12 protein-coding genes are annotated in these 13,797 nt (G+C 60.1%); 8 read left to right on the top strand and 4 right to left on the bottom strand.

Features of this window, described 5'->3' with window-relative positions; translation table 11 throughout:
* Positions 1 to 123: 123 nt before the first annotated feature.
* Positions 124 to 822: a tRNA (guanine(46)-N(7))-methyltransferase TrmB gene (gene trmB / locus A9Q02_RS16970; RefSeq protein ID WP_097654275.1), complete on the bottom strand. Its 699-nt coding sequence runs from the start codon at positions 820 to 822 to the stop codon at positions 124 to 126.
* A gap of 126 nt (positions 823 to 948) precedes the next feature.
* On the opposite strand from trmB, the gene A9Q02_RS16965 reads away from it, so the two are divergent.
* The 5 genes from A9Q02_RS16965 to A9Q02_RS16945 all read left to right on the top strand — a co-directional run bounded on the left by A9Q02_RS16965 (position 949) and on the right by A9Q02_RS16945 (position 5,054).
* Positions 949 to 1,704 carry an esterase/lipase family protein gene (locus A9Q02_RS16965; RefSeq protein ID WP_097654274.1) on the top strand — a complete coding sequence of 252 codons (756 nt, stop codon included), beginning with the start codon at positions 949 to 951 and terminating at the stop codon, positions 1,702 to 1,704.
* Positions 1,705 to 1,741: 37 nt separating this feature from the next.
* Positions 1,742 to 2,938 (top strand): ArsA family ATPase, encoded by a 1,197-nt coding sequence (locus A9Q02_RS16960; RefSeq protein WP_097654273.1) that lies wholly within the window; start codon positions 1,742 to 1,744, stop codon positions 2,936 to 2,938.
* Positions 2,939 to 3,000: 62 nt separating this feature from the next.
* Entirely contained in the window at positions 3,001 to 3,165 is a 165-nt protein-coding gene (gene rpmG, locus A9Q02_RS16955; RefSeq protein WP_097654272.1) for a 50S ribosomal protein L33, read from the top strand.
* A gap of 56 nt (positions 3,166 to 3,221) precedes the next feature.
* Complete coding sequence (locus A9Q02_RS16950; protein WP_097654271.1) at positions 3,222 to 4,589, top strand: DUF4129 domain-containing protein; 1,368 nt, start codon at positions 3,222 to 3,224, stop codon at positions 4,587 to 4,589.
* Between the two features lie 99 nt (positions 4,590 to 4,688).
* The gene (locus A9Q02_RS16945) at positions 4,689 to 5,054 is read left to right on the top strand and encodes a family 43 glycosylhydrolase (protein WP_097654270.1); all 366 of its coding nucleotides are present in this window, start codon (positions 4,689 to 4,691) and stop codon (positions 5,052 to 5,054) included.
* Between the two features lie 17 nt (positions 5,055 to 5,071).
* Here A9Q02_RS16945 and pheT read toward each other — a convergent pair whose 3' ends face one another.
* The 3 genes from pheT to A9Q02_RS16930 form a co-directional block, all read right to left on the bottom strand.
* Positions 5,072 to 7,630, bottom strand: a complete 2,559-nt coding sequence (pheT, locus tag A9Q02_RS16940; RefSeq protein ID WP_097654269.1) for a phenylalanine--tRNA ligase subunit beta — start codon at positions 7,628 to 7,630, stop codon at positions 5,072 to 5,074.
* Between the two features lie 72 nt (positions 7,631 to 7,702).
* On the bottom strand, positions 7,703 to 8,197 hold the full coding sequence (locus tag A9Q02_RS16935; protein WP_141508988.1) for a hypothetical protein: 495 nt from the start codon (positions 8,195 to 8,197) through the stop codon (positions 7,703 to 7,705).
* On the bottom strand, positions 8,127 to 8,570 hold the full coding sequence (locus A9Q02_RS16930) for a hypothetical protein (RefSeq protein WP_097654267.1): 444 nt from the start codon (positions 8,568 to 8,570) through the stop codon (positions 8,127 to 8,129). The genes A9Q02_RS16935 and A9Q02_RS16930 overlap by 71 nt, the downstream gene beginning before the upstream one ends.
* A 462-nt stretch (positions 8,571 to 9,032) precedes the next feature.
* On the opposite strand from A9Q02_RS16930, the gene A9Q02_RS23845 reads away from it, so the two are divergent.
* Genes A9Q02_RS23845 through A9Q02_RS16920 form a run of 3 tightly spaced genes read left to right on the top strand, consistent with a single transcriptional unit; the run spans position 9,033 to position 13,779 of the window.
* The gene (locus A9Q02_RS23845) at positions 9,033 to 9,248 is read left to right on the top strand and encodes a hypothetical protein (RefSeq protein WP_141508986.1); all 216 of its coding nucleotides are present in this window, start codon (positions 9,033 to 9,035) and stop codon (positions 9,246 to 9,248) included.
* A complete protein-coding gene (locus A9Q02_RS16925) occupies positions 9,248 to 12,406 on the top strand; it encodes an NACHT domain-containing protein (RefSeq protein ID WP_097654266.1) in 3,159 nt (1,052 codons plus the stop codon). Before A9Q02_RS23845 ends, A9Q02_RS16925 begins: the two co-directional genes overlap by 1 nt.
* Positions 12,403 to 13,779, top strand: coding sequence for a CHAT domain-containing protein (locus A9Q02_RS16920; protein WP_097654265.1), 1,377 nt, complete (start codon positions 12,403 to 12,405; stop codon positions 13,777 to 13,779). Before A9Q02_RS16925 ends, A9Q02_RS16920 begins: the two co-directional genes overlap by 4 nt.
* The last annotated feature ends 18 nt before the right edge of the window (positions 13,780 to 13,797 follow it).

The raw sequence follows: 13,797 nt of genomic DNA, 5'->3' as shown, positions 1-13,797 counted from the left end.
CATTGTAACATGATGCACAAACGGTGTCAATGAAATGCACAACAGATTATAAGGCTTCAGAACGCGCCAGGCGCTTAAAACGAGGTGAGATTATATTGCAAGATCGCAACAAAAGTTGTGCATTTATGACCCAGTTAACGCTGTGCGAAGATTGTGCATCAACTCAAGGCGAAGGATTGGGCGGCCACGGTCCTCCCAGCGCTGGTAATAATGTGATTTGATCATGCCAGTCAGGGCTACTGACCAGGCCTCGGGGGGCAGAGGGAGCAAACCCGGATGGTGAAGCAGCAACGTTTCGCATTCGGCAAAGAGGGCCGGCTGATCAGTCATGATACTCAAGCGGCCCTCAGGGGCAAGGCAGCGCTCCATTTGGGTCAACAGGGTTGGCGAAATGAGGCGCTGATTGCGTTGGCGGTTACGCAAGAGGGGGGCAGGAAAATGGACATAGGCCATGGCGAGACTGGCAGCAGGGATCTGGCGATAAGCCAAGCGGGCATCAGCCTGGATAAAACAGACATTGCGCAGATCCGCCGCCGCCGCCCGTTCGACAGCGCGCCAGAGCGGCTTGGCCACAATGTCGAGGCCGACATAGTTGCACTCTGGGGAGGCTGCGGCAAGGGCCAGCACAAGCTCACCAGTGGCACACCCGATATCGAGAGCGAGCGGCTGCTCATTGCCAAAAAGACCTGGTGATGAGAGGGGCGGAAACTGTTCGGCATGGGCATAGAGCGTATGTCCAGGCCAGATGTGCAGATAGCGTGCGGCAAGTTCTTCGGGCGGCGGCACTACTTTTAACCGCGCCGGATAACGTCCACGTCCCATGTTGCTTTCCTGCTACCGTAGAAGTTGACATTTGCCAATGAAACCACGCGATTATACCCCATGGCTTGCAATTTTGTTATAATAGCGTGCATGGAAGCTATGTTGCCGTGAAACGAGGATAAGCCGATGAGTGACATTATCGGCAGAGAGCCAATCCTGATTGTAGGGGGCTTTGGAAGCAACTACTCGTTATACAATCAGCTGCAGCAATTGGTGGGTCAAGTCAGCGGGCGCGTCGTCAAAGTTGCGCCGATTACCCTCTTTGAATGGACGGGCGTTGTTGCCAGTGATAGTTATGGAGCACTCTTACGGGTTCTTGATCTAGCCGTTCGCGATATCCTGGCCGAACAACAGACCCGCAAAGTCATTCTGGTGGCCCACAGTGCCGGTGGGGTTCTTTGTCGGATCTATCTGGGCGATCAGCCGTATGGCCCACGTCGCCTCGTGTACAATGGTTTCAACCACGTCAGCGCCCTGGTAACCTTGGGGACGCCCCATACGACGACGCGGCTCGGGCGTCAGGGTGGGCTGAATCAGATCGCGTTTGTGCAGGCACGCTATCCTGGGGCTTACTGGCGTTTCATGCATTATATTAGCGTGATGGGGCGAGGCATCTACGGGGTGCAACAGGGCCAGCCACCAGAACGCGGGGCATGGCAGAGCTATGCAATGATCGATGGGTCGGGTGAGCAGTGGGGTGATGGGGTGGTGCCGCTTACAGCCGGGTTGCTTGAGGGCTCACGCAAAGTTATCATTCCCGGGCTGCGTCACGATCCACGCCCTGACCTTCCATGGTATGGTACGAATGCCGCGATTGTGCGAGCCTGGTGGGAACAGGTCGAACTGGCCTTGCAAGAACCAACCCAAGGTCAGCGTACTTGAACGTGTCTGATGTTCGTCTCCTCTAGATAGGGTCTCCATGCGCATCCTTTTTTATACTGGCAAAGGCGGGGTCGGCAAGACAAGTGTTGCCTCCGCAACCGCGCTGCGCTGCGCCCAGCGTGGCTATCGTACGATTGTCTTGAGTACTGATGCAGCCCACTCACTTGGCGACTCACTCGGGGTCGAGTTGCGCGCCGAGCCGATCCTGGTCCATCCGAATCTTTGGGCGCAAGAGATCAACGCGCTGCACGAGCTCGAGTCAAGCTGGGGGCAGGTGTCACAGTACCTCGCGGATCTGCTGGCATGGCAGGGCGTCGAGACGATTGCCCAGGGTGAGCTATCAGTCATTCCTGGAACCGAAGAACTCTTCAGTCTCCTGCAGATCAAGCGCCACTATGATGAGCAAAAGTATGATGTGCTGGTCGTTGACGCCGCGCCGACTGGTGAGACCTTGCGCTTGCTGTCACTACCCGATATTATGCGCTGGTGGATCGGGCGGCTCTTTCCGATTGCCCGCGCGTTGCTCAAAGTCGTCCGCCCGGTTGCCAAACGGGTGACTGATATGCCGATCGCCGCCGATGATGTGCTCGCGTCGGCCCAACAGGCGATTGATGCCCTTGTCGATGTTCGCCATATTTTGACTGATCAGCAGGTGACGACGGCACGCATTGTGATGAACCTCGAAAAGATGGTGATCCGTGAAGCCCAGCGCAGCCTGACCTATCTGAGCCTCTTTGGGTATGCGGTTGATGCGGTGGTCGTCAATCGCATTTTGCCGACAGACGTCGATCGCCACTTTACCTCGTGGCGCAATATGCAGCAAGAGTATGCCCCGCTCGTGAATGAGATGTTCGAGCCACTGCCGATCCTGCGTGCGCCTCACTTTGAACGTGAGATTGTTGGCATCGAGAACCTCAGTCGTCTGGCCGATCACCTGTTTGATCAGCAAGATCCGGCCGAGTTCCTCTACCATGGGCCTGTACAACGGGTTGAAAAGATGGTCGGTGGGTTTGATCTGATCATTCCGCTTCCGTTTGCCTCAGAGGATCAGGTACACCTGGCGCAGAGCGCCGACGAGTTGCTGATCTCGGTAGGCTGGCATCGCCACCGCATTGTGCTGCCCCAGAGTCTCGCCCGGCTACGGGCCCAGGATGCGTATTTTGAAAACGAGGCACTGCGGATCATTTTCCGCAAGGCAGAAGTAACGGCTCCGCTTGCCGGTGCTGAGAAATAATGCTACAATGGTCGGCAGTGCGCCAGAGAGCGCGTTTTGCTGCGCCAGAGAGGAATTGAGCCATGGCTTCGAAAAAGGGCAATCGGATCGTGATTAAGTTGAAGAGCACCGAGAGTGGTCATTCGTATACAACGATGAAGAATCGGCGGAATGATCCCAGCCGGATCGAACTCCGCAAGTATGATCCTCTGGTGCGCCGCCACGTAACCTACCGCGAAACAAAGTAGTCTACCACCAAGCGAGGGCAGGCCGATGAGCCTGCCCTCGCTGCTTTTTCCCCTGTATGCGCCTCTTTTTTGTGCTGGTACTGCTAGCCCTTGCGACGACGGTGATAAGCCTGCCATTGCTGGCGTTGACGACGCTGACAGCCCCGTGGCCACTGCTCTTCGTTGTGGTAGGCCTGGGTTGGCTGAGCCAACATGCGACGCGACGGCTAAGCCTGGGGCGACAGCGTGGGTTGCTCGCCGTGAGTGCCATGGCGAGTGCGCTGCTGGTGCCACTCTTTGCGGCGGGGAACGTCGCTGCGCTCTTCCAACGCCTCCAGCCAGGTCAACCCGGTTTTGCCGGGGCATATACGCTCTTGCTGGTGGGCCTTGTGCTCTTCTGGCGTGGGATGCAGATCGATCATCGCGACGGCAATGCCGCCGGGGTGCTCTTTGGGCGCGGTGCGGCGCTGGCTGTAGCAAGTTTGCTGCTGGGAACCTTGATGGGCACAGGCAGGCCGTTGAATGCTCCGGAGATGCTGCTTCATATTGTAGGGTTTGGGGCAACCGGGTTGCTGGCACTGGCACTCACGCATGCGCAGGCCACCAACGATGGAGAGCGGAGCTTGAACTGGCGCTGGCTGGCAACGATGCTCGGATCGGTGGCGATGGTGCTCGGCCTGGCGATCCTTGGCGTAGGACTCATCGGTGGCGATGAACTGCTTGGCACAGTCGAGTTTGGGCTACGCATCGTAGTGCTGCCGTTTGCGCTCATCGGCGGGATCCTTGTCTGGCTCGTGCTAACGATCTTTGGTGAGCCCCTACGCTGGTTGCTCGAACGGGTGCTTGAAGCCCTCGACGGGTTCGACTTGCGCCCGATACCGCCACCCGAGGGCGGTCAACCGGGGGTTGAGGTGCTCGCGCCAGTGCCCTCGATCGGAGCTCTGGTGGAGGGGGCAAGTCTGCTGCTGGCGGTCATCCCGCTGATCCTGCTGCTCATCGCGATTATGCTCTGGCGTCGACGCACCAGCACCAGCACCCAGATGAACGAAGAACGCGAGTCGCTGGGCGTGCTGCAGAGCCTTGGCGAAGACGTGCGAAGCCTGTTGAGCCGCCTACGTCATCCGTTTAGCGCTCATCGCACCGGCTTACGGGCAGCGCTGGCAGATCTGAAGGGCAATGATGCCACCACACGCACGCGGCGAGCCTATGTACGGATGCTTTTGCGCCTCGAAGCGAAGGGGCTTGTGCGCCATGACGCCCAGACGCCCACCGAATTTGCGCACACCACCGCGCCCCACAGCCCGTCCGAACCAGCCCTCACCACGCTGACCCAGATCTACGAACAGGCACGCTACCACCCCGACGGGGTTGGGTATGACGAAGCCGAGCGAGCCGAAGCAATCCTCCGGATCATTGAACATGAGCGCAAACCAGAACCGAGCTAAGACAAGCATGCGCGGGCTCGTCGTTGTGCCTCTGATCAGCCTGCTCAGCACGACAGCACATAGCTTCAGCCAGCATCAGCCTGGAACCAGCAGTACGGCTTGCCACACACCCCTGAGCATTGCCGGAGTACGGCTCAAAGACGCGTTGCGTATGCACGAACCCGCGATTTTTGTACTTGGGAAGAGCTCGCGACGCCGCTTGAGCATGGGAAACCAGGTGAACCCGATGAGTGGGAGATCTGGGCTCCTCATGTGATTGAACGTGACGGAATCTTCTACATGTACTATACCGGGGTGAACAACCAGATCGCCCAGACGATCATGCTGGCCACAAGCACCAATCCAGCCGAACCAGCAAACTGGCAGAAAGAAGGCGTGATCTTCACCCCAGATCATCCTGATGCCTTCTATCCAGGCCCAGATTACTGGTCAGACTGCCGGGATATTGAGCTTCCCGGAAGCTAAACTTCCGGGAAGCTCTTCTACGTTCGCATGGTTGCACCAAGCTCGCGTTCGAGGCCAGTGATGATCTTACGGCGCACGCGGGTCAACGCCTCATCGCTGAGGGTGCGATCGGGGGCACGGAAGGTCAGGTGATAGGTAAGGCTGCGTTTACCTTCGCCAACCTGGGGGCCAGTATAGACATCGAAGAGCGTCAAGTCTTCGAGGAGATCGCCGGCACCCCGCCGGATGAGCGCAGCCACGCGGGTTGCCGAAACCTCGAGGGGGGCCACGATCGAGAGATCTTGCACGGTCGCGGGGAAGCGGGAGATTGGGCGGAAGGTTGGCGGTTGCGCCGCCGCAATGAGTGCAGCGAGATCAAGCTCGGCGAAGACCGCCCGCGCCACCCCAAGTTCGAGGCGGACACGAACGGCGGGATGCATTTCACCAAGAGCCCCGACCGCCACCCCTGGCGCCTGACCATTGTCGCGCTGGGGGCTCGCCTTGCCCCCAGAACTCTCCGGCATGAGCATCAGCGTAGCGGAACGACCGGGGTGGAAGCGCTCGTCGTCAGTGAGCGGGACAAAGCTGATCCGGTCGGTCAAGCCGAGGCGAGCAACAAGCAGCTCGACCATGCCTTTGAGATCATAAAAATCGTAGAGCTCGCGGTGAGCCGGCCCCCAAGCTTCGGGCTCACGCGGACCAGCGAGCGCAAGCGCAAGGCGACGCGGCTCGGCGGGCAGCCAGGCGTCTTTCACCTTAAGGTAGACACGCCCGATTTCAAAGACGGACACACGCTCGCGTTCACGGAGATTCATCGTCAGTGCGGCCCCAAGTGAAGGCAGGAGCGAACGGCGTAAAAAGGTCTTTTCGGGGGTATTTGGATTCGTGAGCTTAAGATAGTGGGCCTCAAGCGCCTCTGAGGGAGCGACGGACGCAACGAGGTTCATATCAATGAGCGAATGGGTAATCAACTCAGTCAAACCCGCGCCAACGAGCACCTCGCGGACGCGCTGTTCGAGGGCGAGTTCGGGCGACTGCATCGCCGGGGGCAACTCATCGGCAAGGCGAGTAGGCGGAATCTGGTCATAGCCATAGACACGTGCGACCTCCTCGCAGAGATCGGCGCGGATGGTCACATCCTGGCGAAACGAAGGCACCTCGACAGTCACATAGGGGGCAGGCGTCTCGTGAGGTATACAGGCAAAACCGAGGCGTTGCAGCAGGCTGGCGAGTTCGGGAGGCGTTAGATGAATGCCAAGCATGCGAGCAACCTCGGCGGTTGTAAGCTCAAGTATCAGTGGCTGCCAAGGGCGGGGATAAACATCAACAAAGCCCTGGGCAATCGTCGCCCCGGCATAGCGGCGCATCAACTCGAGGGCACGCCGCAGCGCGATGGGAGGCAGCGCATAATCCACCCCGCGTTCAAAGCGGCGGGAGGCCTCACTGGGCAACTTCATACCGCGGGCCGTCTTCCGGATCTGCGTTGGTTCCCAGATTGCCGCCTCAAGAAGGACAGACGTTGTGGCCGAACTGACCTCACTAGAAGCGCCGCCCATCACCCCGGCGACCGCAAGAGAACCCGAGGCATCACAGACCATCAGGGGGGTACGTTCGAGACCACTGGCCGAGCCAGGGGTCAGATCGCGATCCTTATCATCGAGGGTAACGAGGCGTTCACCAGGCAGAGCAGGGCGCACGATCAGATGGTGATCGACGACTTTAGCGGCATCGAAGGCGTGGGTTGGCTGGCCCCACTCGAGCATCACATAGTTCGAGATATCGACCACATTGCTAATCGGGCGCATCCCGGCATTGACAAGGCGGCGCTGCATCCACTGCGGGGAAGGGCCAATCTGCACCCCTTCAGCGAGCCCGACCGCAAAGCGGGGGCACAACTCGGGGGCCTCAATCGTCACCGCAGCGCGGCCTGCGATAGGCGCACCTTCAGCGAGCACCTGGGGCTCAGGGATGGTCAGCGGCGCACCGGTCAACGCAGCGACCTCACGAGCGACGCCAACAATCGAGAGCGCGCGGGCATAATTGGGGGTAATCTCAATTTCAAAGATCACCTCACCGAGCAGATCGCGGAGGGGGTGCCCAACGGGCATCTCATCTTCGAGCAACAGAATGCCATCGTGCTCTTCAGAGATACCGAGTTCCTTTTCGGAGCAGAGCATCGCATCACTGAGCACCCCGCGGACGGGGCGCGCCTTGAGCGTCGTAATGACCCATCCTTCGGCGTGACCGTCATAGAGACGCGCACCCTCACGGGCAAAGACCGCCTTGAGGGGATGGGCGAGGGGACCAAGGCCGCGATACGGAAAGAGATTAGGCGCACCGGTGACAACCGTATGGGGCTGAGCGGCCCCATAATCAACGGTAGCGAGCACCAAACGATCCGCATTGGGATGGGGCAACACCTCAAGAATATTGCAGGTCACAATCAGATCAGGATCCCAGGGCAACTCAGCGCCTTCAAGCCCAAGATAGCGCACCTGGGCAACCTCAAGACCACCGAAGGTAAGGCGATGGGCCAACTCATCAGGCGAGCACTCAACCGCAACAAACTCTTTCAGCCAACTCAACGGTACTTTCATGACGACCCCGCAAGGCAAAACAAACCCACGGCGGATTGTAGCCGTGGGTTGAAGCGGTGTCAAGCGGAAGGATCAATCACGCCCGAGGCCAGCTTCAGTCAAAAGACGAACAACGCGTTCGATCCGATTGAGGGAACGGGCCAGGGCAAGCGAGAGATCGGCAATCATCGCATCACAAAGCGCCGGATTTTTGGTTACTTTTTCACGAAGAGGGGCAAGGCCTCGTTCACCATCATAGAGGAGGGTAATCGCACGATCAAGGGCTTCTTCAGCTTCTTCGCGCTGGCGAGAAACCCCCTGGGGCCAGCGGCCATTGATGGACTTACTGCGAGCGACGGAGAGATAGCGGCGCACGCGTTCGGTACGAGTAAGTGCATCGGCGAGATAGCGCTCGGTATCGGTCACTAGCACCAGAGCAAAGCTCTGATGGGCATTAACCTTTGCCCGAGCGCTATCAAGGGTCGCCTGAGCTTTCTGAAGGATCTGAGCCGCCTCGTTAGCTGAGCGAATTGCCTCCTCGCGCTCGCTCTCCACTTCGATGGGCCAGCGGCGTGGTATCGTAGGCATAGGCATCTGGCCTTTGTAACTCACGTGCCGTCGTGTAATTCAGGAGTTCCATCTGACGGAGCACTGCCTCACCGATCTGCCAGAGAATGATCGGCGTCCCGGAAGCAATAAAGCTACGCCAGATAGTACCTTCATAGACCCGCCAATCCAAATGTCTGGACTTGCGGGCGGTCAACGCAACCGGCACCAACGAAATAAGGACTCCTCCAGCTACTTCAGCCCAGATATGGTCAGGCTTAATGGGAAAACGTCGTTCAAGGTAGCTCAGGATGGCTGCATAGGCAGTAGCAATGCCCAAAACTTTGAGCGGCACCGTCACGGCCAACTGCTCTTCCGAAGCCTCATTCTGGGTTTCTTCACGAGACGTAGTCATTACCGGGTTCCTTTCAGGGTCTCGTCGGGTCTTATTCTAGCATATTTCAGGCGACTTGTCTATACCTTATCGGGTTCTTATTAGCGTACCTTCAGGACTATCCTGAGGTCTGGGTACTGGGCAAGAACTTTGGGGCTCGTTCCACCTCCTCAGAGCTTTTAGCGCCTACGCTCAGTTCAACGAGCGGTCTTAGAGACGACTTCGAAGGGTCAAAAAGGAGCGAATAGCTTGCATATGACCCTGACATACGTTATACTACAACACATCGTACTACTTTGCAAGAGTCAAAACCGGGCAATCTCCCCCGAAAAGAGCCCGAAAAGCACCCGCGAGAGGGACTTAACAAAAATCATACTATGTGCTATAGTATAGTTGATTAGCAACCTGATAAGCAACTCATAAGATACTAACAAGGATCAAGTGGGCTGCACTGAGCGTTCTGAAGAGCTGGGAGGTACTGCGATGTTGCGCCTATCTCGCCCTGTGTATGTTGAACCAGAGGTCGGTAGTGCTACCACGGCCCGTACACGACTGCGCGGTATTCTCCAGGCTGAACGTGGCCTCTGTGCCGGAACGTCGTCCAGCCCGGCAGCCAGGCCGCCCGCCCGAGTGATGTCGTCGGATGAGATGTTGCGCCACCTGCTTGACGAGCAGATCCCGGGCGGGAGGGAACCGTAATGAGTGACCTGGCCCGTGCCCTGGCCGCGACGCTGGGGGCCGTTGCGCTGGAACTCGAAGACCAGGCTGCAACCGAGGCCACACCCGCAACGCTCCACGAGCGCTTGACGGCCCTCGCGAGCCTCGCTGAACCGCCACTGATCGCACCATTTGCCCGTGCTATGACCCGTGCAGCCGAACGCCTGGGGCAGGAAGAGTCCGATCCGGCGGTTCCGTTGCTGCTTACGCTGCTCACCGACGAAGCGCCCGTAGCCGCCCGGTTTCGGGCGGCTGCGGTGGAAGAACTGTTGCTCGCTGGTGAGCCCGATCTGAATCGGCTCGTTGAGTTGTACCGGCGTGAGGTACGACCCTGCATGGCAAACGCCGAGGTGACGTTGCCCCCGTGGCGGGTGGCCGGGCCCGCGCTGATCCGTCTCCTGGGCCAACTCGTGCCCCAGGCCCTGGCCGATCACGCCCGCCTGCGGCGACTTTTGCCGAGCCCCGATGAGCGCACAGCGATTGATCTGCTTCGCAGTGCCCGCGTCGCGCCAATTGCCCCCCTCGCCGAGCAGTTTGCCCAGGGCATTGTGGCGACCAATGGGGCCGCGATCCACCACGTGCAGCAGACGATTGTCCGGGGCAACCTCTATACGGTACCAGGAGCGGCTAGCCCCGATCTGGCGCTGCTCTATGCGCGCTATCGGGCCTTTATCAACGAGAATTTCAATCAACTCGATTTTCGCGGGCTGCTTCAAATCCAGACCATCAGTCGGCTCAATCTAGAACAGATCTATATTCCGGTTGAAGCGCTTGGGCCACAGGGCCAAGGCGTATCGTTACATACCTTTGTCTGTGAACAGCCGCTCCTGGTGGTGCTCGGCAATCCGGGCAGTGGCAAGAGTACGCTGGTGCGCTATCTGATGCTGGCTCTGACCCGCAACGATGCCCGCGAGCGCCTGGGGCTCGATCCGATCTGGTTGCCAATCTTCTTTCCGGTGGCTGCCTTTGCGGCGGCGCGCCGTCGCCCCGGCAAAGAAGATCTCGCGCCCCTCGCATACCTTGCTGATTATTACCGCGGCCTCTCGCAGCCCGATTATGGAGCGCTCTTTCAGCGCGCGCTGACAACCGGGCGGGCGATGGTGCTGCTCGATGGCCTCGATGAGGTGCGCACCGACCGACAAGCGACGATCCGGGTGCTTGAAGCCTTTGTGCGTGAATGGGACGCACCGGGGAACCGGTTCCTCGCAACCTCACGGATTGTGGGCTACGATGATGCGCCGCTTGATCCAGCGCTCTTTGCGGTGGTGACGATCCAACCGCTCAGTGACGCCCAGATTCGTTGTTTTATTCAGCGCTGGAGCCAGGCCTATGCCGCGAGCAGCATGCCCCCGGTTCCTCCGGTCGACGAACTCTTGCATGATCTCGTGCGTGAGTCGGTTGCAGTTGAACACGAACGGCGCGTCGCGGCCTATAGCGCATCGCTCACCGAAGCGGTCTTTGCGGTTCCCCACGTGACTGAACTCGCCCGGAACCCGCTGCTGCTCACGATTCTCGCCTTGATCCACAACCAGGGGGCGCGCCTGCCTGATCGACGCGTCGAACTCTACCGGCTCTGCGTCGCCGCGCTGGCCGAAACCTGGAACCGCGCTCGCTCGCTGAGCGGACGCCCCGTCGAAGTCTATCTCGGCGATGAATTGCTCGACGAACGCTTTGTCGTGAATCTGTTGGGCCCACTGGCGCTCTGGATGCACCGTGAACATGCCGAAGGCTTGATCGAACAGGTTGATCTCGAAAAACGTCTGGCCGAGACGCTCGAACAGACGGATGGGATGCCACGGCGACGCGCCCGACGGATGGCCCTGGCCTTTGTGGAGTTGATGCGCCGCGATACGGGGCTGTTACAAGAGCGTGGTTTCGGGAAGTTCGCGTTTTTGCACTTGACCTTTCAGGAGTACCTGGCCGCACGCGGGTTGCTCGAGTCGGTTGCAATCGAAGATCCGGCCCTCTTGCTGCAAAACTATGCCCATGATCCACGCTGGCGTGAGGTCATCCGTCTCGCAGTCGCCGCAGCGCCCCAGCGCGAAGCCGGACGCCTCTTGCTCGCCCTGCTCGAAGCCCCTCCAGGCGAACGCGCTGGCATCCATCCCGTCGTTCTTGCGGGTGAGTGTCTGCTTGATGTCGGACGGAATGGTGCCGGCGGACGGGCCTGGCAAGCCGTGACTGGCGCACTGGTGCAACTAGCAACGGATCCGGCGACGCCGCTCACGACCCGCGTCAGCGGAGGACTCGTGCTGGGTCAACTCGGCGATCCACGCCTGCTCAACCTGAGCGATGGCCGGGCCACCGGTGGCATCGAAGCCCGCATTGCCGATTACTGGTGTGATGTCGCCGCGGGGCACTTCTGGTCGGGCGACGAACGGCTCAAACACGGGCGCAGCAGTGGGCTTCACCAGACCTACCTAGGCTATAGCTTTCGTCTGGCCCGCTATCCGGTGTCCAACAGCGAGTATCAGCGGTTTATCGAAGCCGGCGGCTACCGTGACGAGCGCTGGTGGACCCCAGAGGGGCGCACCTTTCTCGACTACGGCGGGCGCATGCCTTCGTCCGAAGACGTGATCGTCCCGATTACCCAGCCAGCCCTCTGGACGAATGGGCAATACAACAACCCCAACCAACCCGTGGTTGGCGTCTCGTGGTACGAGGCCAGTGCCTACTGTGCCTGGCTCACGGCACTCGGGCGCACGGCTGGCTGGCTCTACCCTGGCGAGGTCTTGCGCCTGCCAACGACGCTGGAATGGGAACGAGCAGCACGCCATACCGACCAACGGACGTTTCCGTGGGGCGACGAAGCGGTCACCCCAGAACGAGCCAATTATACCGACACCGGCGTGCGCGCCCCATCGCCAGTCGGCGTCTTTCCCACCGGAGCAGCCTGCTGTGGTGCCCTCGATCTGGCGGGCAACATCTGGGAATGGACTGCCAGCCTGGCCGAGCGGCTCAACGAACGCACGCCCTGTCACGATGTCTCGCCCGAGCAAATGCCTGCGATCAAAGGGGGCGCTTTCAACTGGGACGGCGACGCCCTACGTTGTGGCACGCATTACTGGTTTCACCCCGCCCAGCGCTATAACCTCCTGGGCTTCCGTATGGTCTGGACAACCGAAGAGGTGACGTCGTGAGCAACGCACTGGAATCAGTCGACCTGCGCTTGATCTTCCTACTCCGTGGGGCTGGGGCAACCGTACGCTGGGAAGCCGACATTATTGGGGTGCGCCAGAGTCGTATGGTGCCCCCGATTCCAGCGAGTGAACTGGCCCTCGTCTTGCGTGCGCTTGATGTATTGCAAGATCCCGCCTATCCCTATGCGCGTACAGCGATGCAAGAACGACACTTCAGCTTTACCCCCGAAGAACGGACACGCCTTGATACCCTGGGACTCTGGGACAGCAACGAGCGGGTGCCGCTGGATGCCCCACGAAGGATCGGGCGGCGGCTCTACACCGCCTTAACAGCTGATCCTGCCGGTCGCGAAGCGCTCGAGAGTACACGCAATCACGCCACAGCGACGGGGGTGCCGCTTGCAATCGAACTCTGCTTTCCACCCGACGCCGTACGCCTTGCCGCCCTCCCCTGGGAATTGCTCTGGGATGACGGCTCAGCCCCGTTGCTCCTCGGGCGCGGCGAAGCGGGCAGTCTTACGCGCCGACTCGATCTGCCGCAGGCCTTGCCGCCTCTGCGCCGTGGACGCGGCCCGCTGCGCATCCTCGCCGTCTCGCCTGAAGCTGGGATCAGTACCGAGTTACGTTATGTCGAGCGAGCCGCACGCAACGAAGCGCTTGCGCCACTGGTAGAAAAAGGGCAGGCGATCATCGAAGAGTTAGAGCCAGCCGATCGCACAGGACTAGTACGCGCGTTGAAAGGCGAGCCACCTGACATTCTGCACTTTTACGGGCACGGGCGGTTGCGCGGCGGACTGGGCGAACTCTTGCTTGATAATGCCAACGGCGCAAGCTGGGTACCTGCCGAAGCCTTTGTCGCCCTACTCGGCAAGGTCGGGTTGGTCGCCCTCTATGCCTGCGAAGGAGCCAGTGTCGGTGGGGGGATGGGTGATCCACTGCTCGGCGGCGTCGCCCAGGCGCTCGTGGCGGCAGGCATACCGGCAGTGCTGGGCATGCAACTGGCCGTGCGTTCAACCGCAGCGAGCCGGGCGGCTGCGGCGATCTATCGCACCCTTGCCGACGGCAGGAGCCTACAGGAGGGCGTTGCCCAGGCGCGGCGGGTCCTCTTTGTCGAAGAAGCGGACGGGGCATCGTGGTATGTCCCGGCGCTCTACCTACGGAATCGCACCGGTGGCCCTTTTTACCTGCGCGAACCGGCGCGCACCTTGTCGGCAGGGGCGGTCAAGCCTGATGATGTGCGCCAGAGTGTGCTGGCACGCCGGGGGGCGGTCATTCGCTCACTCAGCATTCAAGGGCGCCCCCACAGCAACCAGCGCGTCATTGCTGATAGTGGAGCTTCGATTCAAGACGTCACGATGCGGGTGGTTGGGTAGAAGCGTTGGCGCAGCAGT

Origin of the sequence: Candidatus Chloroploca asiatica, from assembly GCF_002532075.1 — a bacterium.
Classification (GTDB): domain Bacteria; phylum Chloroflexota; class Chloroflexia; order Chloroflexales; family Chloroflexaceae; genus Chloroploca; species Chloroploca asiatica.
This window is presented reverse-complemented; position numbering and strand designations above follow the sequence as displayed.

Excerpts from the sequence above, each read along its gene's own strand:
- A9Q02_RS16935 (WP_141508988.1), bottom strand. The coding sequence starts at position 8,197 with ATGCCTACGATACCACGCCGCTGGCCCATCGAAGTGGAGAGCGAGCGC.
- A9Q02_RS16930 (WP_097654267.1), bottom strand. The coding sequence starts at position 8,570 with ATGACTACGTCTCGTGAAGAAACCCAGAATGAGGCTTCGGAAGAGCAG.
- A9Q02_RS16965 (WP_097654274.1), top strand. The coding sequence starts at position 949 with ATGAGTGACATTATCGGCAGAGAGCCAATCCTGATTGTAGGGGGCTTT.
- trmB (WP_097654275.1), bottom strand. The coding sequence starts at position 822 with ATGGGACGTGGACGTTATCCGGCGCGGTTAAAAGTAGTGCCGCCGCCC.
- A9Q02_RS16950 (WP_097654271.1), top strand. The coding sequence starts at position 3,222 with ATGCGCCTCTTTTTTGTGCTGGTACTGCTAGCCCTTGCGACGACGGTG.
- A9Q02_RS16960 (WP_097654273.1), top strand. The coding sequence starts at position 1,742 with ATGCGCATCCTTTTTTATACTGGCAAAGGCGGGGTCGGCAAGACAAGT.
- A9Q02_RS16925 (WP_097654266.1), top strand. The coding sequence starts at position 9,248 with ATGAGTGACCTGGCCCGTGCCCTGGCCGCGACGCTGGGGGCCGTTGCG.
- rpmG (WP_097654272.1), top strand. The coding sequence starts at position 3,001 with ATGGCTTCGAAAAAGGGCAATCGGATCGTGATTAAGTTGAAGAGCACC.
- pheT (WP_097654269.1), bottom strand. The coding sequence starts at position 7,630 with ATGAAAGTACCGTTGAGTTGGCTGAAAGAGTTTGTTGCGGTTGAGTGC.
- A9Q02_RS23845 (WP_141508986.1), top strand. The coding sequence starts at position 9,033 with ATGTTGCGCCTATCTCGCCCTGTGTATGTTGAACCAGAGGTCGGTAGT.